This window comes from Streptomyces ochraceiscleroticus, from assembly GCF_000720485.1.
Classification (GTDB): Bacteria; Actinomycetota; Actinomycetes; order Streptomycetales; family Streptomycetaceae; genus Streptomyces; species Streptomyces ochraceiscleroticus.
This window is the reverse complement of record NZ_JOAX01000012.1, coordinates 32,572-53,159: the sequence shown is the minus strand read 5'-3', so window position 1 is coordinate 53,159 and position 20,588 is coordinate 32,572. Positions and strand designations below refer to the sequence as shown.

The following is a 20,588-nucleotide window of genomic DNA, read 5'->3' as shown; positions in this document are numbered from 1 at the left end:
GCGCCAGTCTGTCAAACCGCGCGGGCGGTTTCGAACGAGGCACCGTACGGCCCGCTCCCCGAAGGGCCCCTCGCCGCGCGAGCAGAAGCGGGGTTTAGGCCACAAGAGTAGGGTAAAGCCCAGGTATGGGCGTTATGAACCATGCGTCCTCCGACCAAGGAAGGTGGCTCATGGGCCTGCTGGACAATCTCAAGGCCAAGGCCGGCCTCCTCAAGGACAAGGCCGGTGACTTCGCGCACCAGCACGAGGACAAGATCGATCAGAGTCTGGACAAGGCCAGCAGGGCGGCCGATGCCAGGACGAAGGGCAAGTACAGCGGCCAGATCGGCACCGGCACGACCAAGGCGAAGGAAGCCCTGCGCCGGATGTCCGAGAGCCAGGGCAAGCACACCCGCGGCACGGACGGCGGGACCGCCGGGGGCCCGGGCACGGAGCGGCGGCCGGGCGACCCGATGTGAGGCGGGCGGAGCCCACGGACCGGTGGCCGGGGATCCGAGTGGTCCCCGGCCATCGTCGTCCGCCGGTATCCCGCTTGTGGGGCCCGCGGCGGGCCGGTCAGGACCAGGCGGCCACGAAGTACCCGACCCCGTACGGCGCCTCCTCGCGGAGCAGCTCGCCGCCCAGCCCGGCACCTTCCGCGGCCCCCGCGAGGACCTGCCAGCAGGCGCGGCCGGAGACCTTGAGCGACTGCGCGGGCTCCTCGTCCAGCGCCCCCAGTGCGGCGGCGTCCGCGCCGCCCAGCATGCGGGCCAGCTCCGCGTCGAACGCCTCGGCGCGCTCGTCGTAGTAACCGGGCGCCTTGACCGTACGGCAGGCGCTGCCGTCGCCCATCACCAGCAGGGCCACGCGCTCGGCCGACGCCGCGAGCTGGCGTCCGGCGCCCAGGCACTTCTCCGGTTCGAGCGGTTCGCCCACCCCGAGGGCGGTCACGGGAACGCCGCCCCAGTCCGCGCTCTCCAGGAGCCACGCTCCGATGGCCAGGGAGGGCGGCAGCCGCCTGCCCTCCGCGGCGCCTTCGCCGTCCGGTGCGCCGAGTCGTACGGAGCGGTCCACGCCGAATCCGGCGAGGGACCCCGGGGCCCCCTCCTTGAACGCCCCGCGGCCTTCGGGCCCGGCGGGGCCGACGACGACCAGCCGGTCGGCCCGCGCGGCCGCGAGCACGCCGACCGCGTCCGTACAGGCGGCCCGCAGGCCGTCCAGTTCGGCCGCGGCGCCGCCGGCGACCTCGGGGACGAGCAGCGGCGGACAGGGACACAGAGCAGCAGCTACGAGCATGGTCCGCAGCGTATCCCCGCCACCGTGGGGCGTCCGTCCGCGGCCCCGTGTCCGGCACGCGTGGGCGGTGCGGGAACGGGGCCGGAGCGGGTGCTCAGGAGGTCGGGCAGCAGCCGCCCGCCGGCTCCGCCGGAGCGGGCTCCGGGGCGCCGACCGTCGGCAGGCCGAGCATGACCCCGGCGGGCTGCGCCGGCGCGGCGTTGCGGCGCTCCCAGGCGTCGCCCGAGCGGGTCCGGCGGACCGCAACGGCCTCGCCCTCGGCGAGCAGGTGGTGCGGCGCCGCGTAGGTGATCTCGACCGTCACCATGTCGCCGGGGCGCACCTCGGTGGCCGGCTTGGTGAAGTGCACGAGGCGGTTGTCGGGCGCGCGCCCCGAGAGGCGGTGCGTGGCGCCGTCCTTGCGGCCCTCGCCCTCGGCGACCATGACCTCGACGGTGCGGCCGACCTGCTTCTTGTTCTCCTCCCAGGAGATCTCCTCCTGGAGGGCGACCAGCCGCTCGTAGCGGGCCTGGACGACCTCCTTGGGGATCTGCCCCCCCATGGTCGCGGCCGGAGTTCCGGGGCGCTTGGAGTACTGGAACGTGAACGCCTGCGCGAAGCGGGACTCGCGCACGGTGTGCAGCGTCTGTTCGAAGTCCTCCTCGGTCTCGCCGGGGAAGCCCACGATGATGTCGGTGGAGATGGCCGCGTCCGGCATGGCCGCGCGGACCTTCTCGATGATCCCGAGGAAGCGCTCCTGGCGGTAGGAGCGGCGCATGGCCTTCAGGACGGTGTCCGAGCCGGACTGCAGCGGCATGTGGAGCTGCGGCATGACGTTCGCCGTCTCGGCCATGGCGGCGATCACGTCGTCGGTGAAGTCGCGGGGGTGCGGGGAGGTGAAGCGGACCCGCTCCAGGCCCTCGATCTTCCCGCAGGCGCGCAGCAGCTTGGAGAACGCCTCGCGGTCGCCGATGTCGGAGCCGTAGGCGTTGACGTTCTGGCCGAGCAGGGTGATCTCGGAGACGCCCTCGGAGACCAGGGTCTCGATCTCGGCGAGGATGTCGCCGGGCCGGCGGTCCTTCTCCTTGCCGCGCAGCGCGGGGACGATGCAGAAGGTGCAGGTGTTGTTGCAGCCGACGGAGATGGAGACCCAGGCCGCGTACGCGCTCTCGCGGCGGGTGGGCAGCGTGGAGGGGAACGCCTCCAGCGACTCGGCGATCTCGACCTGTGCCTCTTCCTGGACGCGGGCGCGCTCCAGGAGGACCGGCAGCTTGCCGATGTTGTGCGTACCGAAGACGACGTCCACCCAGGGCGCCTTCTTCACGATGGTGTCGCGGTCCTTCTGTGCCAGACAGCCGCCGACGGCGATCTGCATGCCGGGCCGCGCGGCCTTCTTCGGGGCGAGCTGGCCGAGGTTGCCGTAGAGCTTGTTGTCGGCGTTCTCGCGTACCGCGCAGGTGTTGAAGACGACGACGTCCGCACCGTCGGCGCCCTCGGGCGCTGGCACGTACCCGGCGTCCTCCAGCAGGCCGGCCAGCCGCTCGGAGTCATGGACGTTCATCTGGCACCCGTGGGTGCGCACCTCGTATGTCTTCGCACTCATCTCAATCGACCAGGGTACGTGCTCCCGAAGGCCGTCCGCCCCCTCCGGGGGCATCCCGGAGGGGGCGGACGGACACGGGGCGGGCTCAGCGGGTCAGGGGCGCTGGGCGGGCTTCAGCTCGATGTCGTGGTGGACGTCGCCCCGGGAGGGGTCCACCGCCAGGAAGCGCGCCGTCGGGGCGTGCGCCGAGCCCGAGGCGATCACGGTGTAGCCGCCGGGCTCCAGGCCCGTGATGCGGTACCGGCCGCCGGTCGCCCGGACGCCCGCGCGGCGCTTGCCGCGGTCGCTGACGACCGTGATCCACGCCTCGCAGCCGCCGGGGTGGTCCGGGCAGTGCAGGGAGCCGCTGACGGTGCACGTGCGGGCCGAGGAGGCGGTACGGGCGGCGGAGGACGCCGTACGGCCGCGGGGCGCGGCAGCGGGCGACTGAGCGGCCGTGGCGGCCTGCTGCGGCACCGCGGCGCCCGCCGTGGCCACGGGGGCCACCGGGACCTGCTTCGCGCCCGGCCCGCCGTCGTGCCGGGTGTGCGCCAGCCAGGCGGCCAGGGCCGCCTGGGTGCGGCGGTCCAGCGTGGACATGCCGTCCTTCGGTGCCGCGCTGCGCTTCGGGGCCGGCGCGGGCGTGGTGGCCGGCTCCGGTTCCGCGGTGGCGGTCGTGACGGTCAGCCCGCGGTCCTCGGCGTAACCGGCCAGCGCCTCGTCCAGCGCGGCCAGCTCCCGCAGCGCCAGGTGGAGGCGGTCGGCGCGGGGCCCGGCCGGTGCGCGCAGCACGTCCTCGAGTTCCCGGATGAGCGGACTGACGCGTACCCAGGTGTCGCCGGGCTCCCCCGTGGCGAAGCGCCGGTCGAGGGCGTGCAGCGACTCCACGAAGGTGGCGGTGATCCGCTCGACGCGCCGGCCCAGCTCCGGGGCGAGATCGATGTCGATGTCGGCCGCGGCGGCGAGGGAGCGGGCGTGGCCGGTGGCGACGGTGAGCAGCGCGAGGCGGTTCTCGGCGCCGCGGCCGCGGACGCCGAGGGGCATCCGGACCAGCGGCCGGGCCACGCCGCGCACCTGGTACAGCGCCGCGTCCACACCACGGGCGGCGCCGCGCAGCCGTACCGGGGCCGCGGGGTCCTGCCAGCGCTCGGCGACCTGGGAGAGCAGGTGTTCCAGCGCCGAGACGTAGCCCCGCTCGGCCTCCTGGGCGATCTTCCGGGTGGAGACCGGGAAGATCAGCGCGGCACAGGCGGTGGCGATGACGATGCCGAGCCCGTTGTCGAGCAGCCGCTCGCTGAGCAGCTTCTCCATGCCCGTGTACGGGGTGGACAGGCCGTAGAGCTGGACCAGGGCGGTGACCAGCCCGGCGACCCAGTAGGCGTACTGGCGCTGCATGCCCCAGGCGCCGACGGTCAGTCCGGCCACGATGACGGCGAGCGTCCAGTAGATGTGCCCGGGGCCGATGAGGCGGAGCAGCACGACACCGACGACGGCGCCGACGATGGTGCCCGCCATACGGTGGCCGAGCTTGCGCAGCCTCTCGTGGGTGGTGTTGGTACCGAACAGCGTGATCATCACGCCGACCAGGCCCCAGTAGAAGCGCTGCGGATTGATGGCATCGGTGATGGGGCACACGATGGCGGCGGCGAGCCCGGCGTGCACGGGGGCGCGCAGGTACGGGACCACCCGCCGCCAGCCCTTCTCGCTCTGGGCGGCGATGACCCGGCGGGCGACCGCTCCGGTGCCGGCCGGGCGGTTCTGCTCCAGCGCGACGGTGGGCTGGAAGGGCACCTTGGCGCGGGCGGTCGGCGCGTTCCAGCCGAGGTCGAGCCAGTGGGCGAGGGAATCGGCGAGCGAGTCCAGGAGGTGGCCGACCCGGCGGGCCAGCGCAGCGGCCTCGGCCTCTTCGGAGCCCGCCTCGGCGGCCTCCAGTACGGCGGTGGCCTGCTGCTGGATGAGCTGCGCCGCCGGGCGCAGCGCGTCGGCCCGGCCGAGCGGGGTGTCCCGGGTGATGACCAGGCCGACGACCATGGCCTCCCGGAGGTGCGCCGGTGCCTGGAGGCGGGTGAGCTGCTGGACGCACTGGCCGATGCCCTTCAGGGCCAGCTCGGCGTCGAAGAGGTGGCGGTGGAGGAGCTCGGCGGTGTCGGGGTCGGCGGCGACCTCGGGCTGGGCGAGGCGGCCGTCGATGGTGACGGTGGTGACGTTCAGCCGGCGCAGGCTGCGCCGCATCCGCTTGACGGCGACCTCGTGGTCGGCGTCGGGGTCCAGCGCATCGGTGGCGGCGTCGGCGACCCGGCGGGCCTCGACGACGAAGGCACGCTGCGTACGGAGCAGGTCCTCGCGCGGCATCGGGTAGCACAGCGCAAGCCGGGTGAGCAGGACGGCGACGGACGAGACCAGGGCGACGAGGAACATCTCGCCACAGAGGTTCAGCGGGACGTTCGCCATCATGCCGACCATGAAGGCGTTGAAGAGCAGCATGCCGCCCAGCAGCGCGAGGGTGCCGAACCGGGCGAGGAAGAACGTCACCGCGAGCGCGGCCACCATGATGGTGAGTTCGAGCACGCGGTACTGGTGCAGCCAGGCGGCGAGCGGCAGCGCCGCAGAGAACGGGAACGGCATCCACACGATGGCCTTGGTCAGCCGCTGCCAGGTGTTCTCGGCGACGGCGAACGCGCTCATCAGGCCCATCATGCCGCCGGCCATCATGCCCAGCATGGCGGGCAGGCCGAGCGCCACGGACATCCCGTAGCCGGTCGCGAGCCCGGTGACCATGGCGACCAGCGTCCGCCACCCGGCCTGCAGCTGGCCGAGTCCGGGGTCGGCGGCGAGCACCCAGTCCCACCAGCGTCTCGGCCCGCCGACGCGCCGGGGTGCCACGGCGCTGTCGCGGGCCGGATCGCGGCCGGTACGGCCGTCGGTGATGTCCGGGGTTTCGGTGGCTGGCGTGGTCAACTGACCTCCGGTTCGATGGCGTGCAGCATGGTCGTTACGGCATCCCGGGCGGCGCTCACGGCGCGCTCCGGTTCGTCGACGTTCGAGCGCAGCCCTTCGAGGAGCGCCGCGGCCATCCGCTGCCGCGCGCGCTCCAGCAGCTCCCGGCCGGCGGGCGTCAGCGAGGTCTCGATGCAGCGCCGGTCGTGCGCGCTGCGCTCGCGCTGGACGAGTCCGCGCTCCTCCAGCTCCTGCAGGACCACGGTGACCCGGGGCTGCGCGATGCCGGCGCGCGCGGCGAGTCCGGTGACCCGCAGAGGGCCGTCCGCCAGGGCGTCCAGGAGCGAGACATGCGTGCGCGGCAGGCCGAATTCACCGAGCCGGAAGAGTGCCTGGGAGAGCCTGCCGATGCCCCGGAGGAGCCCGCGAGCGGCGTTCTCGATGCGCTGTTCATCGGACGTCGACGATGAATGCATACAGCAATTATATAACAGGGGTATGCATCCGGCGTCACGGGGTGCTGCGCGCCGTATCAGGGGCGATCGCCGTCGGCCCCTCCCTTTCGGGGGCCGCGGCTGGCAGGATTCCGGCCATGGTCCACAGCATTCCCCTGCCCTGCGGCCGCCGGGCACTGCAGATGGCGGTCGCGGCGGCGGCCGTCGCCGGACTGCTGCTGTGGTTCCTGCTGCCGGGCGGGCCGCAGGCGCCGGGCGGGCGGGTGACGCTGGCCACGGGAGTGCCGACCGGGGTGTACGCGCGCTACGGGGAGCTGCTGAAGCAGGACCTCGGGCACGACCTCCCGGACCTCGACGTCACCCTGTCCCGCAGTGAGGGCTCCGTCGACAACATCCGCAAACTCGTCTCGGGGCGCGCCCAGTTCACCATCGCGGCGGCCGACGCGGTCGCCACGTACCAGGTGGCCGGCGGGCGCGACGCCACCGGGCTGCGCGCGTGCGCACGGCTCTACGACGACTACATGCAGCTCGTCGTCCCCAGAAACTCCAAGGTCCGCTCGACGCGCGACCTGAAGGGGCTGCGCGTCGGGGTCGGCGCCGACGGCTCCGGAGTACAGCTGATCACCCGCCGGCTGATGCGCGCGGCGAAGCTGGACTTCGACCGGGACATCCACGCGGAGCGCGTCGGCATCGACACGATGCCGCGGCTGCTGGAGAGCGGGAAGCTCGACGCGTTCTTCTGGTCCGGCGGGCTGCCCACCACCGCCGTGAAGCGGCTGGCCGACCGCTTCCCCGTACGACTGGTCCAACTCGGCGACCTGGTGAAACCGCTGCACGCGCAGGGCAGGGGCAGCCGCTACTACCGGGCCGCCGTGATGCCGGCGGACGCGTATCCGGAGGCGCAGGACGACCGGGCCGTGAAGACCGTCGCGGTGGCGAACCTCCTGGTGACCACCGACCGCCAGGACCCGGACCTGACCAGGGCCATGACGCGGACGGTGATCGACAGCCGCGACCGGATCGGCCGCGAGGTGCACGACGCCCAGAAGGTCGACCTGCGCACCGCCGTCTTCACCGACCCGCTGCCACTGCATGAGGGAGCACGGCGGTACTACGTCTCGGCCAAGCCGTAGCGGCCCGTGAAGGCCCCTCACGGGGCCGTCAGGGGGCCGCCGGCGCGTCCTGGTGCGGGCGGTCGCGCGGGACCGTGACAGTGACGCACAGGCCGCGTGGCGCGTTCGGGGCGTAGGAGATGTCCGCGCCGCCCGCGGCGAGCATGACGCGGGTGATGGACAGGCCCAGGCCGGACCCGGAGACGTTCTGGTGGCGGCCGCTGCGCCAGAAGCGGTCACCGATCCGCTCCAGTTCCTCGTCCGTGAGGCCGGGGCCGTGGTCGGCGACGGTGATCCGGACGCGCTCGCCCTCGGGGGCCGCGGCGACCGTGACCTCCTCGCCGGCCGGGGTGAACTTCAGGGCGTTGTCGACGACCGCGTCCAGGGCGCTGGACAGCGCCACCGGGTCCGCCCAGCCCGTGACCGCGCCGTGCCCGTCGTACCGCAGCGTGACGCCCTTGTCGTCGGCCAGCGGGCGCCAGGCGTCGGCCCGTTCGGCAGCCAGCGCTGCGACATCGGTGAGCTGCAGGTCGGCGGGGACGTGCTCGGCCAGCGCCAGGTCCAGCAGGCCGTCCAGGACCCGGGCCAGGCGCTTGCCCTCCGTACGCACGGAGGCGATCTCCTCGTTCCCCTCGGGGAGTTCGAGCGCGAGCAGTTCGATGCGGAGCAGGAGGGCGGAGAGCGGATTGCGGAGCTGGTGGGAGGCGTCGGCGACGAAGGCGCGCTGCTGCTCCAGCACGTCCTCGACGTTGTCCGCCATCTCGTTGAACGACCGGGCCAGCCTGCGGAGTTCCGGCGGCCCCGAACCGGCGACCACCCGGGACTTCATCCGCCCGGTGGCGATGTCGTGGGTGGCCGCGTCCAGTGTCCGTACGGGCAGCAGCACCCACCCCGTGAGCCGGAACGCGGCGCCGACCGCGACCAGCATGGCCAGCGCCTCCCCCGCCACCAGCCACAGCCAGCCGTGCAGGATCCTCGAACGGAGCTGCTTCGTGGGCGAGTCGGTGAAGACCACCGCGACGACGTCGCCGTCCCGGATGACCGGCGAGGCGACCGGCAGCCGGCGCTCGTCCCAGGGCCACGCCTGATGCGGGTCGTGGCTGCGCCGCCCGGCGAGCGCCTCGTCGAAAGCCTGCCGCCCCTCCCCCGTACTCGGTACCCGCCAGCGCGCGGGCGCGGCGGCCATGGGGGTGCGATCGCGGTAGAAGACACCGGCACGGATGCCGTAGAGATCGTGGTACCGCTGGAGCTCCGTGCGGAGCGTGCTCAGCCGTTCGTCCTCGGCGGGGGCCCGGCCGTCGGCGCCGGGCCGGGCGGTGACGAACTGCGCCAGTGAGGCGAAGCGCGCCGCGTCGTCGATCCGGTCCACCACCACCCGCTGCTGCTCGCCCGCCGCCTGGCTGCCGGCCAGCGGGAAGCCGAGCGCGAGCAGCACACCGGCCATCAGCACGATGAGGAGCGGGAGGAGGCGGGTGCGCACGGTGCCGGACGGCCCTCAGGAGGCCGGGGGCGCGGGAGCGGGCGCCACGAGCCGGTAACCGACGCCGCGCACCGTCTCGATCAGCGCGGGCATCCGCAGCTTGGAACGGAGCGAGGCGATGTGCACCTCCAGAGTCCGCCCGGTGCCCTCCCAGCTCGTCCGCCACACCTCGCTGATGATCTGCTCCCGGCGGAAGACCACCCCGGGGCGCTGCGCAAGAAGGGCCAGCAGGTCGAACTCCTTACGGGTCAGCGGGACCGCGCCCCCATTGACCGAGACCTGGCGGGTGGCCAGTTCGATGGTGACGGCACCGATGCGCAGCAGGTGCTCGCCGCCCCCGTCCTCGGCCGCCTGCTCCCCGGGGCCGTGCACGGTGCGTCGGCTCACCGCGTGGATACGGGCCAGCAGCTCCCCGGTGTCGTACGGCTTGACCACGTAGTCGTCCGCGCCGAGGTTCAGGCCGTGGATGCGCGAGCGGACGTCGGAGCGCGCGGTAACCATGATCACCGGGGTGCTCGTGAGCTTCCGTATCCGGCCGCAGACCTCGAATCCGTCCTGGTCGGGCAGGCCCAGATCGAGCAGTACCACCGCGAAGGGCTCCGCCGCGTCCGGTACGAGCGCGTGCAGCGCCTCCTCACCGCTGCGGGCGTGCACCACCTCGAAGCCGTGCCTGGCGAGCACCGCGGAGAGCGCCGCGGCGACATGGTTGTCGTCCTCCACCAGCAGCAGCCGCATCGGCCCTCCCCCTCTCATCGGCTCGCGTCGCAGGCCATCAGGGCATCTACCGCGATCGACGGCGGACCCGTCAAGGGGCAGCAGGCCCGGTACGGACATCTGTTACCCAGCCGGTACCGGCCCGTACGGAGCGGACCATTGCCCTCCGCAAACCGGCCGCCGGGCGCGTCCACGCACCCTGCGCCCCGTTCACCCAGAGTGTCGCTTTGCAGCCGGATCGTTATGCTCAATTTCCGCTCAGATGTACTGACGCTGATCGCGGTGCGTCACTACTGTCCTCTCAACCGAGGAGGACGGAGCTACCCGCCGATGAGCGAAGTATCGGTGACCAAGGACCCCGGGGGCCCCGCCCCGGCGGTGGACGATCTGGTCGTGCTGACAGGGGTCAACAAGCATTTCGGCGCGCTGCACGTGCTCCAGGACATCGATCTGACGATCAAGCGCGGCGAGGTCGTCGTCGTGATCGGTCCGTCCGGGTCCGGCAAGTCCACGCTGTGCCGCACGATCAACCGCCTGGAGACCGTCGACTCCGGAAGCATCACCATCGACGGCAAGCCGCTGCCCCAGGAGGGCCGGGAGCTGGCGCGGCTGCGGGCCGACGTCGGCATGGTCTTCCAGTCCTTCAACCTCTTCGCGCACAAGACGGTCCTGGAGAACGTGACGCTGGGCCAGCTGAAGGTCCGCAAGGCGGACAAGAAGGCGGCCGAGCAGAAGGCCCGTGCGCTGCTGGACCGGGTCGGCGTGGGCACCCAGGCGGACAAGTACCCCGCGCAGCTCTCCGGCGGCCAGCAGCAGCGTGTGGCGATCGCCCGAGCGCTGGCGATGGACCCGAAGGTGATGCTCTTCGACGAGCCCACCTCGGCGCTGGACCCGGAGATGATCAACGAGGTGCTGGAGGTCATGCAGCAGCTCGCCCGGGACGGCATGACCATGGTCGTCGTCACGCACGAGATGGGTTTCGCGCGTTCGGCGGCGAACCGCGTCGTCTTCATGGCGGACGGCAGGATCGTCGAAGAGGCCGAGCCGACGCAGTTCTTCAACAACCCGCGCAGCGACCGTGCCAAGGACTTCCTTTCCAAGATCCTGCACCACTGAGCCCGCAGTGGCCCACGATGCCTGCCCACACCTGCTGAACCGAAGGAACTTCACCATGAGGATGCGTAAGACGGCCGCTGCGGCCACGGTGGTGCTCGCGCTGACCGCGACCGCGACGGCGTGCGGTGGCCAGTCCGGCACGGCCGGCGACAAGCCCAAGGGCGAGAAGGTCTTCAGCGGGACGTACAAGGCCGCCGAGAACGTCAAGATCGACTCCCCGACGCTGAAGAAGGCCCAGCAGCGCGGCAAGATCATCGTGGGCGCCAAGGCGGACCAGCCGTTCCTGGGCTTCCAGGACTCCGACGGCAAGCGCACCGGCTTCGACATCGAGATCGCCAAGATGATCGCCGCCGACCTCGGCTTCTCCGCCAAGCAGATCGAGTTCAAGACGGTCGACTCCAACGTCCGCGAGACCTCGATCTCCAAGGGCCAGGTCGACTACTACGTCGGCACCTACACGATCAACGACGAGCGCAAGAAGCAGGTCGGCTTCGCGGGCCCGTACTACGTGGCCGGCGCCGACCTCCTGGTCCGCAAGGACGAGAAGTCGATCACCGGGCCGGACTCGGTCAAGGGCAAGAAGGTCTGCTCGATCGTCGGCTCGACTCCGCTGCAGGAGATCAAGAAGGCCAAGTACGGGGCCGAGACCACCGAGCTCTCCAAGTACTCCCTCTGCGTCAAGCAGCTGCTGGACGGCCAGGTCGACGCCGTCACCACCGATGACGCGATCCTCAAGGGGTACGCCGCGGAGCGTCCCACCAAGCTGAAGCTCGTGGGCAAGCCGTTCACCGACGAGCCCTACGGCGTCGGCATGAACAAGAGCGACAAGGCGCTGCGCGACGCGATCAGCGACTCCCTCGAGGCGCACATCAAGAACGGCGACTACAAGAAGGCGTACGAAGGCACGCTGGGCAAGTCGGGCTCGCCCTACGAGGCCCCGAAGACGCCGCTCCCCCGCTACTGACCGCACGCTCGAGACCGGCCTGAGCCGTCGCGCCCCGTACGCCCGCCGCGGCGGGCGTACGGGGCGCGATGCCTCGTGACGTCCACGAACGAGGCCGGCGTCCCGCGCCCGTCCGCCGCCACCTTCTCACCGCCACCGCGGAGACCCCATGAACGTACTCCTCGATCATCTCCCGCAGTTCCGCGACGGCTTCCTGGGGACCCTCGCGCTCACCGCGGCCAGCGGGGCACTCGCTCTTGTCCTGGGCATCCTCATAGCCGGCTTCCGCGTCTCCCCCGTACCGCCGCTGCGCGCCTTCGGTACCGCCTGGGTCACGCTGCTCCGGAACACACCGCTCACCCTGCTGTTCCTCATCGCGTTCTTCATCGTCCCGCAGATCTTCTTCCCCGGGACGAGCCCCTTCGTACTGGCCACGCTCGCGCTCGGCTTCTACACCTCCTCGTTCGTCTGTGAGGCCGTGCGGTCCGGGTTCAACACCGTTCCGCTCGGTCAGGCCGAGGCCGCCCGCAGCATCGGGATGACCTTCTTCCAGACCCTGCGCATGATCGTCCTTCCGCAGGCCACCCGCACCGTGATTCCACCGCTGAGCAGCATCTTCATCGCGCTCACCAAGAATTCCGCGATCGCGGGCGCCTTCAGCAACACCGAACTGTTCAACGTCTCCAAGCTGCTGAGCGACAAGGGCTTCGCCATCGGCTGGATCTTCTTGTGGATCGCTCTGGCCTACCTGATCATCACCTTCACCATCAGCGGCCTCTTCCGGCTGCTGGAGCGCCGCCTGGAGGTGGCCCGATGAACGCGCACAGCCAGAACTCCCCCACGAAGTGCCCGTCGCCCGGGCGCACGGCCCAGCGAAACAAGGCGGAAGCATGAGCAGCAGTGTCCTGTACGACGCGCCTGGACCGAAGGCCCGCGTACGCAACCGGGTCTACTCGGTCGTCGGTGCGCTCGCCGTGCTCGCCCTCATCGTCTTCGCCGTCATGCGGCTGGCCGCCAAAGGCCAGTTCGCGCCGGAGATGTGGGACATCTTCAACTATGCCGGGGTGCGTACCTCGATCCGCGACGGCGTCCTGACGACGCTCCAGGTCTTCGCGGTGGCCGCGGTGCTGTCGCTGGTCCTCGGGGTGCTGCTGGCCGTGGGCCGGCTCTCGGACCACAAGCCGGTGCGCTGGCTGACCACGGGATTCATCGAGCTCTTCCGTGCCGTACCGCTTCTGATCACGATTTACGTCCTGTGGGTGCTCTTCCTCAGCTACAAGTCCGAACTGGGCTTCACGGGTGAGGGAACGCAGTTCTGGGCCCTGGTCATCGGTCTGACCGTCTACAACGGGTCGGTCCAGGCGGAGGTGCTCCGCGCGGGCATCAACTCCGTGCCCAAGGGCCAGCGTGAGGCCGCGTACGCGATCGGGATGAGCAAGACGCAGGTCATGACGTCGGTTCTGATCCCGCAGGCGATCCGCGCGATGCTCCCGACGATCATCAGCCAGCTCGTGGTGACCCTGAAGGACACCTCACTCGGTTACGTCATCACCTACCAGGAGCTGCTCTACGCGATCCAGCAACTGGCCGGCAACACCGTCGTCAACGACGACAACCCGTACGTACCGATGATCATCGTGGGCGGCGCGATCTACGTCGCGATGTGCCTGCTGCTCTCCTCGCTCGCCAACTGGATCGAGCGCCGCGGCCGCCGCGCCAAGACCGGGATCGCGGTCGCGGAGGCGGGCCAGGCGCTGACGGCGGGCGACGCGATGGGCGCCATCGACGGGGCGACCACGCCGGGGCCGGTGGACAAGAAGGCGGAATAGACGGAATAGAACGACAGCGAACGCCCGGTTCGTCTACTGCCTTTCGGCAGCCGGGACCTGACGGGCCGACATGTAGACAGAGGCAGCGGCACTGCGCCGCTGCCTCTGTCACTTGACGCGGCACACCCGCACTAGGTTGCATACGCTGTGTGATCGCGCACCGGGCCCCAACTGTCAGTTCCTGTACGTCTCGTAAGAACCTCCAGGTCCGGGGAGCGGCTTCGTGGACCCGGTGATCGTGGCCGGGGCCGGCCCGGTCGGCCTCTCCCTCGCCGTCGCCCTCGCACGGCTCGGCGTCCCTTCCGTCGTACTGGACGAGACCGACGGCCGCGAGGAGGTCCGGCTCGCCCGTACCGCCGTACTGCGGCCCGACACCGCCGCCTTCCTCACCCGGCTGGGCTGCGGCGAGACGCTGGGCGCCGAGGGCACCCGCTGGGCGGCCTGGCGCACGATGCAGCGCCGGCGACTGCTGGACCGGGTCGAATTCGCGGGTGCGGGAACGGGGATGTTCCCGGCACAGCGGGACGAACAGGCCGGTGAGGGCGCCCGGGCCGGCGGGCGCGACTGGGTCGATGACGACGACTGGGGCCACGGGGGCGGGGGACGCGGCACATATGGGGGCAGTGCGGAGAGTGGCAGTGACGTGCCCGGCGCGGGTGCGGCGGCCGCGCGCGGAAAGGCGATCACGGCGCATGCGCTGGACGGCGCGGCGCACGACAACGGCACGCACGCCTTCCTGTCGCCCATACACGTGCCCCAACACGCCCTCGCCCGCGCCCTCCGCACCGTCCTCGATCACGAACCGCTCGTACAGGTCGTCACCGAGAGCCGCGTCGACGAGCTGACCCAGGACCGTGACGGCGTCGGCGTCCACACCCGCGGCCCCAATGGCACATGGTGGCGCGGGAGTTACGTCATCGGCTGCGACGGACCGCGGTCGACCGTACGCAAGCTGCTGGACATCCGCTTCCCCGGCCGTACCGCCGTCGAACGGCATGCCGTCGCCGCCCTGCGTACCGAACTCCCCTGGCCCGGCGAAGCCCTGCTGCACCGCGCGCCCCCGCGCCGCGGCGCCGCCGGAACGGGCCGGTCCGGCATCATCGGCGGCCCGGCCGGCGAGGTGACGGCCCGCCCCCTGCCCGACGGCGTCTGGCGGCTGGACTGGCTGCTGCCACCGGGCCGCGACCTGGTCACCCCGGACGCACTGGTGACACGCATCCGGGACACGCTGGCGTGCTGGGCTTCCACCGGTGCGGATACGGGCCGGAGCGGCAGGAGCGGGGCCGGTGCGGGCGGGATCGGTGCGGGCGAGGCGGCCGGTGCGGGCGAGGGGGCCGGCTCGCTCGTGCCGCCCTACGAGCTGCTCAACACCGGAGTCCACACCGTCCACCATCGGCTCGCGCGGCGCTGGCGTTCCGGGCGGGCGTTCCTCGCCGGGGACGCCGCGCACCTGCTCGGCGCACTGGGCACGCAGGGCCTGGACGAGGGGCTGCGGGACGTCGAGAACCTCGCCTGGAAGCTGTCGCTCGCCTGGCACCACGGCGCCTCCGACACGCTGCTGGACAGCTATCAGGCGGAGCGCAGGAGCGCCGTCGCCGCCCGTCTGCGCGCCGCGGACCAGGCATTGCCGTTGGTGCGCGACGGCGGTGCCCGGGGGCGGCTGCGGGGTGTGGTCACGGCGGCCGGGCGCGGGCGGACGTCGCTGCTGACGGACGGGCATCTGGGGCGCGGGCCGCTGGGCGCGCCTTCGGTGTACGACCGGTCGCCGCTGGCGCCCGTCACTCCGCCGGCCGGGGCGGTCCGGGTGGGTACTGAGCCGGGCGGGCCGGTCGCGGACGTCGCGGTGACGGCGCCCGACGGCTCGGCCGTACGGCTGCGGGACCGGCTGGGGCACGGCCTGCTGGTTGTCCTGGTCGCGCCGGGCACGGGGGTGTGGGACCGCCGGCACTGGATGTCGGCGGGCTTGATGCCGCAGCTCGCCGACGCGGTGGCGGCGCTGCCGCTGACCGCGGAGATCCTGGTCGCGGAGTACTACCCGGGCGCCGCCGCCCACAACGTCCTCCTCATCCGCCCCGACGGCCACCTCATCACCGCTCTCGCCGGCGTCCGCCCCGCCGAGCTCCAGGCATGCGCACGGGCGCTGTGCGGGGGCGAGGGGGAGACTCCGGACACTTCGGCATCCGAGTCCGGGGCCGGGGCCGGGAGTGGGTCCGGGTCCGGGTTCGGGAGCGCGTCCGGGTTCGGTTTCCGGTCCGGCGAGCGGTGATCGTCGCGGATCGGCTGATCATTGGCCGTGATCAGCCACTGCGTCCATTTCTCGATTGACCGTCGCCCGAATCCCGTGCTTCACTCCGGAGCGTGACTGACACCGACTCGCACTTCTGGCGGAGGGTCCATCTGGACCTGGTCCGCTACGCGGGCTGCGTGTGTCGCCCGTCCTGCTGACCGGACCCTGATCCCTGAACCCTCCGGATTTCCGGACTTCTGGATCACTGTTCCCGGTCCCGGCTCACAGTTGCCCTTCGCGCGGCGCACCGGCATACCGGCGTACATCCGCTTTCAAGGCACGCGCTCCACGGCGTCAGGACACGAATCACAACGTCAGCACACGTCCCATGACGTCGGTACGCGTCCAGGCGCATGCATGTCGCCCGCCCGCCGGTTCGCACCGCCCGCCGCGCGCTCCCTCGCGACCTCCAGGACGGTCCTCGTGCCCGACGTACGTACCTCACCCTTCCCGCACACTGCCGCGGTCCCCCACCCACAGCGCACCTCGTACCAGCCCTCCGCCGATGGCCGAGGCTCCATCGACGACCGGGGCCCCAGCGCCTCCGACCTGCTCGCCTTCGTCCGCCGTACTGCCGCCGACGCCGGCCTGATCGCCTCGCTCCCCCTCGACCCCGAGGGCCGTACCTGGATCCGGCTGGACGGGCCGGGCGGCAGCGAGGCATGGCTCATCGGCTGGCCGCCCGGAACGGGCACCGGCTGGCATGATCACGGCGGTTCGCGGGGTGCCTTCGCCGCCGCGGCGGGCGAGCTGACCGAACAGTCCCTCGCCGTCCGGCTGCCCACCGAAGGCTGGAAGACGCTCGAGCTCGCGGAGGACGTGGACCGCGAACGGCGGCTCAGCGACGGCCGCGGCCGGGCCTTCGGCCCCCACCACGTGCACGAGGTGTTCAACGCCTCGCCGTCCGCCCACGCCGTGTCCGTACACGCCTACTACCCGCCGCTCCCCCTGATGCGGCGCTACAGCCGCAGCGGCGCCGTACTGCGGCTCGAGGAGATCGAGCGTCCGGAGGAGTGGGCATGAGCGCGATCGACGACCTCCTGGCGCAGGCCCGCGCGGAGCTGGACCGGGTGGAACCCCACGAGGCGGCGGCCATACAGCGGGACGGCGGACTGCTGGTGGACATCCGTTACGCGGCGCTGCGCGAGCGGGACGGCACGATCCCCGGCGCGCTGATCGTGGAACGCAACGAGCTGGAATGGCGGCTCGACCCGACCGGCGACCACCGCGCGCCCGAGGCCACGAGCCACGACCTCCGCGCCGTCGTGATCTGCAACGAGGGATACGCCTCCAGCCTCGCCGCCGTCTCCCTCCGCCGCCTCGGCCTGCGCCACGCCACCGACCTCACCGGCGGCTTCCAGTCCTGGCGCGCCGCCGGCCTCCCGGTGAATCCCCCTCGCTGACCGAGAGCCTCCTCGAACCGGCCCGGGCCGCGGGCGCTGGCCCCTCCCCGGGCTGGGGCCCTTCCTCAGCCCCTTCCCCTCAACGTCTCAGCCCCCCGGCATGTACTCGTCGAGGAAATCCGGGGCGCCCGTGTCCGCGTCCGCGTCCTCCGCCGCTTCGGCTTCGAGGGCCGTGCGGACGACGCGGAGGGACAGGCCCTCCGGGTAGCCCTTGCGGGCGAGCATGCCCGCGAGGCGGCGCAGGCGCTTGTCGCGGTCCAGCCCCCGCGTGGACCGAAGCTTGCGGTCGACCAGTTCTCGGGCGGTCTGTTCCTCCTGTTCCGGGTCGAGCTGTCCTACGGCCTCGTCGATCAGCGACGACTCCACGCCCTTCGTGCGCAGCTCCCGGGCGAGCGCGCGGCGGGCCAGGCCGCGGCTGTGGTGCCGGGACTCCACCCACGCCCCGGCGAACGCCGCGTCGTCGATCAGCCCGACGTCCTCGAAGCGGGAGAGCACATCCTCGGCCACCTCGTCGGGGATGCCCCGCTTGTGCAGTGCGTCCGCGAGCTGTTTCCGGGTGCGTGGGTTTCCGGTGAGCAGGCGCAGGCATATCGCCCGCGCCTGCTCCTCGGGTGTGCGCGGCGGCCCGTCCCCGGCCCTCGACGAGGCCGGGCCACCGCTGTCCGGGCTGCCGCCATCGGCGACGGGCGCGGCGTCGTGCTCGCCGCTGTCGGGCCAGTGCGTTCGGCGGGTCACGGCGGGGGACTAGCTCTTGGCCGCTGCGGCCTTGGCTGCCTTGGCGCCCTTGGCCGCGGGGGCCGGGACGGCCTTGGCGGGCTCCGCCGGCGTGCCGGCCGCGTCCGCGCCGGGCTCGGCCGGCAGGTCTTCGGGCTTCACACCGATGCCCAGCTTCTCCTTGATCTTCTTCTCGACCTCGTTGGCCAGGTCGGGGTTGTCCTTGAGGAAGTTGCGGGCGTTCTCCTTGCCCTGGCCGAGCTGGTCGCCCTCGTACGTGTACCAGGCGCCGGACTTGCGGATGAAGCCGTGCTCCACGCCCATGTCGATCAGGCCGCCCTCGCGGCTGATGCCCTGGCCGTAGAGGATGTCGAACTCCGCCTGCTTGAAGGGCGGGGCGACCTTGTTCTTCACGACCTTGCAGCGGGTGCGGTTGCCGACCGCGTCCGTGCCGTCCTTGAGGGTCTCGATACGGCGGATGTCGATGCGCACCGAGGCGTAGAACTTCAGGGCGCGGCCACCGGTCGTAGTCTCCGGCGAGCCGAACATCACGCCGATCTTCTCGCGGAGCTGGTTGATGAAGATCGCGGTGGTCTTCGACTGGTTGAGCGCGCTGGTGATCTTCCGCAGCGCCTGGCTCATCAGCCGGGCCTGGAGGCCGACGTGCGAGTCGCCCATCTCGCCCTCGATCTCGGCCCGCGGCACCAGTGCGGCGACGGAGTCGATCACGATGAGGTCCAGCGCGCCGGAGCGCACCAGCATGTCGACGATCTCCAGGGCCTGCTCGCCGTTGTCCGGCTGGGAGAGGATCAGGGCGTCGGTGTCGACACCGAGCTTCTTGGCGTACTCGGGGTCGAGGGCGTGCTCGGCGTCCACGAAGGCCACCTGGCCGCCGGCCTTCTGCGCGTTGGCCACGGCGTGCAGGGTCAGGGTCGTCTTACCGGAGGACTCCGGGCCGTAGACCTCGACCACGCGGCCGCGCGGGATGCCGCCGACGCCGAGGGCCACGTCGAGCGCGGTCGACCCCGTCGGGATGACCTCGATGGGCTCGTTCGGCCGGTCCCCCATGCGCATCACTGCGCCCTTGCCGAATTGCCGTTCAATCTGTGCGAGTGCGGCGTCCAGCGCCTTCTCGCGGTCAGTGCCTGCCATGGGTTCCACCCGGTTCGCTTGAGTCGATCGCTTCACGTCCATGACGCTAACGCCTGCCACTGACAATGCGCCCGGACCCGGCCTCGACCTGTGGATAACTTCCAGGGAACCCCCAGAAAATAGGGGCCGTAGCCCTCATAAGAATGGATGTTCGATTTTGGTGTCAAGCGCACCACGCCGCGTCCGAGCCCCGGGACGGGCCCCGGAACCGCTCAGTCGTCGGCGGGCCCGTCGTCCTCCCGGCGCCGGTCGGTGCCGGGCTCCCCGTCCGTTCCCCGGCCCTGCTCTCCCGGCCGGTCCTCGCCACCGGACCGCCGGCGTTCGTCCAGCGGCGCCTTCGGCTGCTCCGCGTGGACGATGTGCCGCACCGTGGCCAGGAGGGAGGCGCCCCGTCTGCGGCGGCCGCGGCCCAGCACCCGCGGGTCGTCCGTGACCTCGTACCGCTTGACGTACGCGCCGAGGAAGCCCTGCAGCGTCGCCGTCGCGGGGATGGCGATCAGCGCGCCGACCGCGCCCAGCAGTGCCGTGCCGGCGACGACCGACCCGAAGGCGACCGCCGGGTGGATGTCCACGGTCCGCGCGGTGATCCGCGGCTGCAGGAGGTAGTTCTCCAGTTGCTGGTAGACAACCACGAAGCCGAGCACCCAGACCGCGTACCAGGGGTTCACCGTGAAGGCGATCAGCATCGGCAGCGCGCCCGCGAGGTACGTGCCGATCGTCGGGATGAACTGCGAGACCAGGCCGACCCACATGGCCAGCGCGGGCGCGTACGGCACGCCGAGGATCTCCAGCAGGACGTAGTGCGCGATGCCGGAGATCAGCGCCATCAGGCCGCGGGAGTACAGATAGCCGCCGGTCTTGGCGACCGCGAGCTCCCAGGCGCGCAGCACCTCGGCCTGCCGGGTGGGCGGCAGTACGGAGCACAGCGCGCGGCGCAGCCGGGGGCCGTCGGCCGCGAAGTAGAACGAGAACAGCGCCACGGTGAGGAGGTTGAACAGCGAGCCCAGGACGGTCGCGGAGACGGCGAGGACGTTGTTGGCGCTGTCCTGGACGTACCGCTGCAGCCAGTCGGACTTCAGCAGGTTGTTCTGCACCTCCACGCGCGAGAGGTGGGTGTGGAAGGTCTCGTTCGTCCAGCTGATCACGGAGTCGAGATACTGCGGGAACTCACCGACCATGGTGGTGATCTGCCCCGCCAGCATGGAGCCGAGCAGGGTCATGAAGCCCACCCCGGCGACCAGGATGGCGAGGAAGACCAGCCCGGTGGCCACCCCGCGCCGCACGCCGCGCGCCGCCATCCAGTCGACCGCCGGCTCGACGGCCAGCGCCAGGAAGAACGCGATGAGGATGTTCAGCAGCAGCGAGATGAGCTGGTGGAACGCCCAGCTCGCGAGCTGGAAACAGGCCAGCAGGGCGAGTGCCAGCACCATCGCGCGCGGCAGCCAGCGCGGCATCCGCGCAGCGGAGCGCGGATCGTTCGGTCGTCGGTCGTCGGGGCCGGTGGGCTTCGGAGTCGCGGACACGGCTCAAGTCTCGCGTACGGGTCGGACAACGCGGGCCCTGACCCACGTCACGTCGGATCGACGTGGACGCGGATCCGGGTGGTGCGG

The 20,588-nt window shown here is 71.8% G+C and carries 19 protein-coding genes; 10 read left to right on the top strand and 9 right to left on the bottom strand.

Annotated elements, in window-relative coordinates:
• Window positions 1–170 precede the first annotated feature (170 nt).
• Window positions 171–458, top strand: coding sequence for an antitoxin (locus IG84_RS0116690; protein WP_031057281.1), 288 nt, complete (start codon window positions 171–173; stop codon window positions 456–458).
• 97 nt (window positions 459–555) lie between these two features.
• On the opposite strand, the gene IG84_RS0116685 is transcribed toward IG84_RS0116690, so the two are convergent.
• The 4 genes from IG84_RS0116685 to IG84_RS0116670 all read right to left on the bottom strand — a co-directional run bounded on the left by IG84_RS0116685 (window position 556) and on the right by IG84_RS0116670 (window position 6,249).
• Window positions 556–1,275: a class III extradiol dioxygenase subunit B-like domain-containing protein gene (locus IG84_RS0116685; protein WP_031057278.1), complete on the bottom strand. Its 720-nt coding sequence runs from the start codon at window positions 1,273–1,275 to the stop codon at window positions 556–558.
• A 94-nt stretch (window positions 1,276–1,369) separates the two neighbouring features.
• A complete protein-coding gene (gene miaB / locus IG84_RS0116680) occupies window positions 1,370–2,857 on the bottom strand; it encodes a tRNA (N6-isopentenyl adenosine(37)-C2)-methylthiotransferase MiaB (protein WP_031057276.1) in 1,488 nt (495 codons plus the stop codon).
• Between the two features lie 93 nt (window positions 2,858–2,950).
• Window positions 2,951–5,794 carry an FUSC family protein gene (locus IG84_RS0116675; RefSeq protein WP_031057272.1) on the bottom strand — a complete coding sequence of 948 codons (2,844 nt, stop codon included), beginning with the start codon at window positions 5,792–5,794 and terminating at the stop codon, window positions 2,951–2,953.
• A complete protein-coding gene (locus IG84_RS0116670) occupies window positions 5,791–6,249 on the bottom strand; it encodes a MarR family winged helix-turn-helix transcriptional regulator (RefSeq protein WP_031057269.1) in 459 nt (152 codons plus the stop codon). Before IG84_RS0116670 ends, IG84_RS0116675 begins: the two co-directional genes overlap by 4 nt.
• 116 nt (window positions 6,250–6,365) lie before the next feature.
• Here IG84_RS0116670 and IG84_RS0116665 point away from each other — a divergent pair, with 116 nt between their 5' ends.
• Window positions 6,366–7,361, top strand: a complete 996-nt coding sequence (locus IG84_RS0116665) for a TAXI family TRAP transporter solute-binding subunit (RefSeq protein WP_031057266.1) — start codon at window positions 6,366–6,368, stop codon at window positions 7,359–7,361.
• Window positions 7,362–7,389: 28 nt separating this feature from the next.
• Here IG84_RS0116665 and IG84_RS0116660 read toward each other — a convergent pair whose 3' ends face one another.
• Window positions 7,390–8,820 (bottom strand): HAMP domain-containing sensor histidine kinase, encoded by a 1,431-nt coding sequence (locus IG84_RS0116660; protein WP_031057262.1) that lies wholly within the window; start codon window positions 8,818–8,820, stop codon window positions 7,390–7,392.
• Window positions 8,821–8,835: 15 nt separating this feature from the next.
• Window positions 8,836–9,555 carry a response regulator transcription factor gene (locus IG84_RS0116655; RefSeq protein WP_031057257.1) on the bottom strand — a complete coding sequence of 240 codons (720 nt, stop codon included), beginning with the start codon at window positions 9,553–9,555 and terminating at the stop codon, window positions 8,836–8,838.
• Window positions 9,556–9,864: 309 nt separating this feature from the next.
• On the opposite strand from IG84_RS0116655, the gene IG84_RS0116650 reads away from it, so the two are divergent.
• The 8 genes from IG84_RS0116650 (at window position 9,865) to IG84_RS0116620 (ending at window position 17,112) form a co-directional block, all read left to right on the top strand.
• The gene (locus IG84_RS0116650) at window positions 9,865–10,650 is read left to right on the top strand and encodes an amino acid ABC transporter ATP-binding protein (protein ID WP_031057255.1); all 786 of its coding nucleotides are present in this window, start codon (window positions 9,865–9,867) and stop codon (window positions 10,648–10,650) included.
• A 55-nt stretch (window positions 10,651–10,705) separates the two neighbouring features.
• Window positions 10,706–11,614, top strand: a complete 909-nt coding sequence (locus tag IG84_RS0116645; RefSeq protein ID WP_031057251.1) for a glutamate ABC transporter substrate-binding protein — start codon at window positions 10,706–10,708, stop codon at window positions 11,612–11,614.
• A 148-nt stretch (window positions 11,615–11,762) separates the two neighbouring features.
• Window positions 11,763–12,410, top strand: coding sequence for an amino acid ABC transporter permease (locus IG84_RS0116640; RefSeq protein ID WP_031057246.1), 648 nt, complete (start codon window positions 11,763–11,765; stop codon window positions 12,408–12,410).
• A gap of 73 nt (window positions 12,411–12,483) precedes the next feature.
• Window positions 12,484–13,422 (top strand): amino acid ABC transporter permease, encoded by a 939-nt coding sequence (locus tag IG84_RS0116635; protein WP_031057245.1) that lies wholly within the window; start codon window positions 12,484–12,486, stop codon window positions 13,420–13,422.
• A gap of 223 nt (window positions 13,423–13,645) precedes the next feature.
• Window positions 13,646–15,688 carry an FAD-dependent monooxygenase gene (locus tag IG84_RS0116630; RefSeq protein ID WP_051861813.1) on the top strand — a complete coding sequence of 681 codons (2,043 nt, stop codon included), beginning with the start codon at window positions 13,646–13,648 and terminating at the stop codon, window positions 15,686–15,688.
• Window positions 15,689–15,780: 92 nt separating this feature from the next.
• Window positions 15,781–15,867: a putative leader peptide gene (locus IG84_RS42925; protein ID WP_351599523.1), complete on the top strand. Its 87-nt coding sequence runs from the start codon at window positions 15,781–15,783 to the stop codon at window positions 15,865–15,867.
• Window positions 15,868–16,228: 361 nt separating this feature from the next.
• The gene (locus IG84_RS0116625) at window positions 16,229–16,732 is read left to right on the top strand and encodes a cupin domain-containing protein (RefSeq protein ID WP_037800402.1); all 504 of its coding nucleotides are present in this window, start codon (window positions 16,229–16,231) and stop codon (window positions 16,730–16,732) included.
• The gene (locus IG84_RS0116620) at window positions 16,729–17,112 is read left to right on the top strand and encodes a rhodanese-like domain-containing protein (protein ID WP_031057236.1); all 384 of its coding nucleotides are present in this window, start codon (window positions 16,729–16,731) and stop codon (window positions 17,110–17,112) included. The genes IG84_RS0116625 and IG84_RS0116620 overlap by 4 nt, the downstream gene beginning before the upstream one ends.
• Window positions 17,113–17,199: 87 nt before the next feature.
• Here the strand turns inward: IG84_RS0116620 and recX are convergent, their stop codons facing one another.
• The 3 genes from recX to IG84_RS0116605 form a co-directional block, all read right to left on the bottom strand.
• On the bottom strand, window positions 17,200–17,847 hold the full coding sequence (gene recX / locus IG84_RS0116615; protein WP_031057231.1) for a recombination regulator RecX: 648 nt from the start codon (window positions 17,845–17,847) through the stop codon (window positions 17,200–17,202).
• Between the two features lie 9 nt (window positions 17,848–17,856).
• Window positions 17,857–18,978, bottom strand: coding sequence for a recombinase RecA (recA, locus tag IG84_RS0116610; RefSeq protein WP_031057227.1), 1,122 nt, complete (start codon window positions 18,976–18,978; stop codon window positions 17,857–17,859).
• A 212-nt stretch (window positions 18,979–19,190) separates the two neighbouring features.
• A complete protein-coding gene (locus IG84_RS0116605; RefSeq protein WP_051861811.1) occupies window positions 19,191–20,432 on the bottom strand; it encodes an AI-2E family transporter in 1,242 nt (413 codons plus the stop codon).
• Window positions 20,433–20,588: the final 156 nt, after the last annotated feature.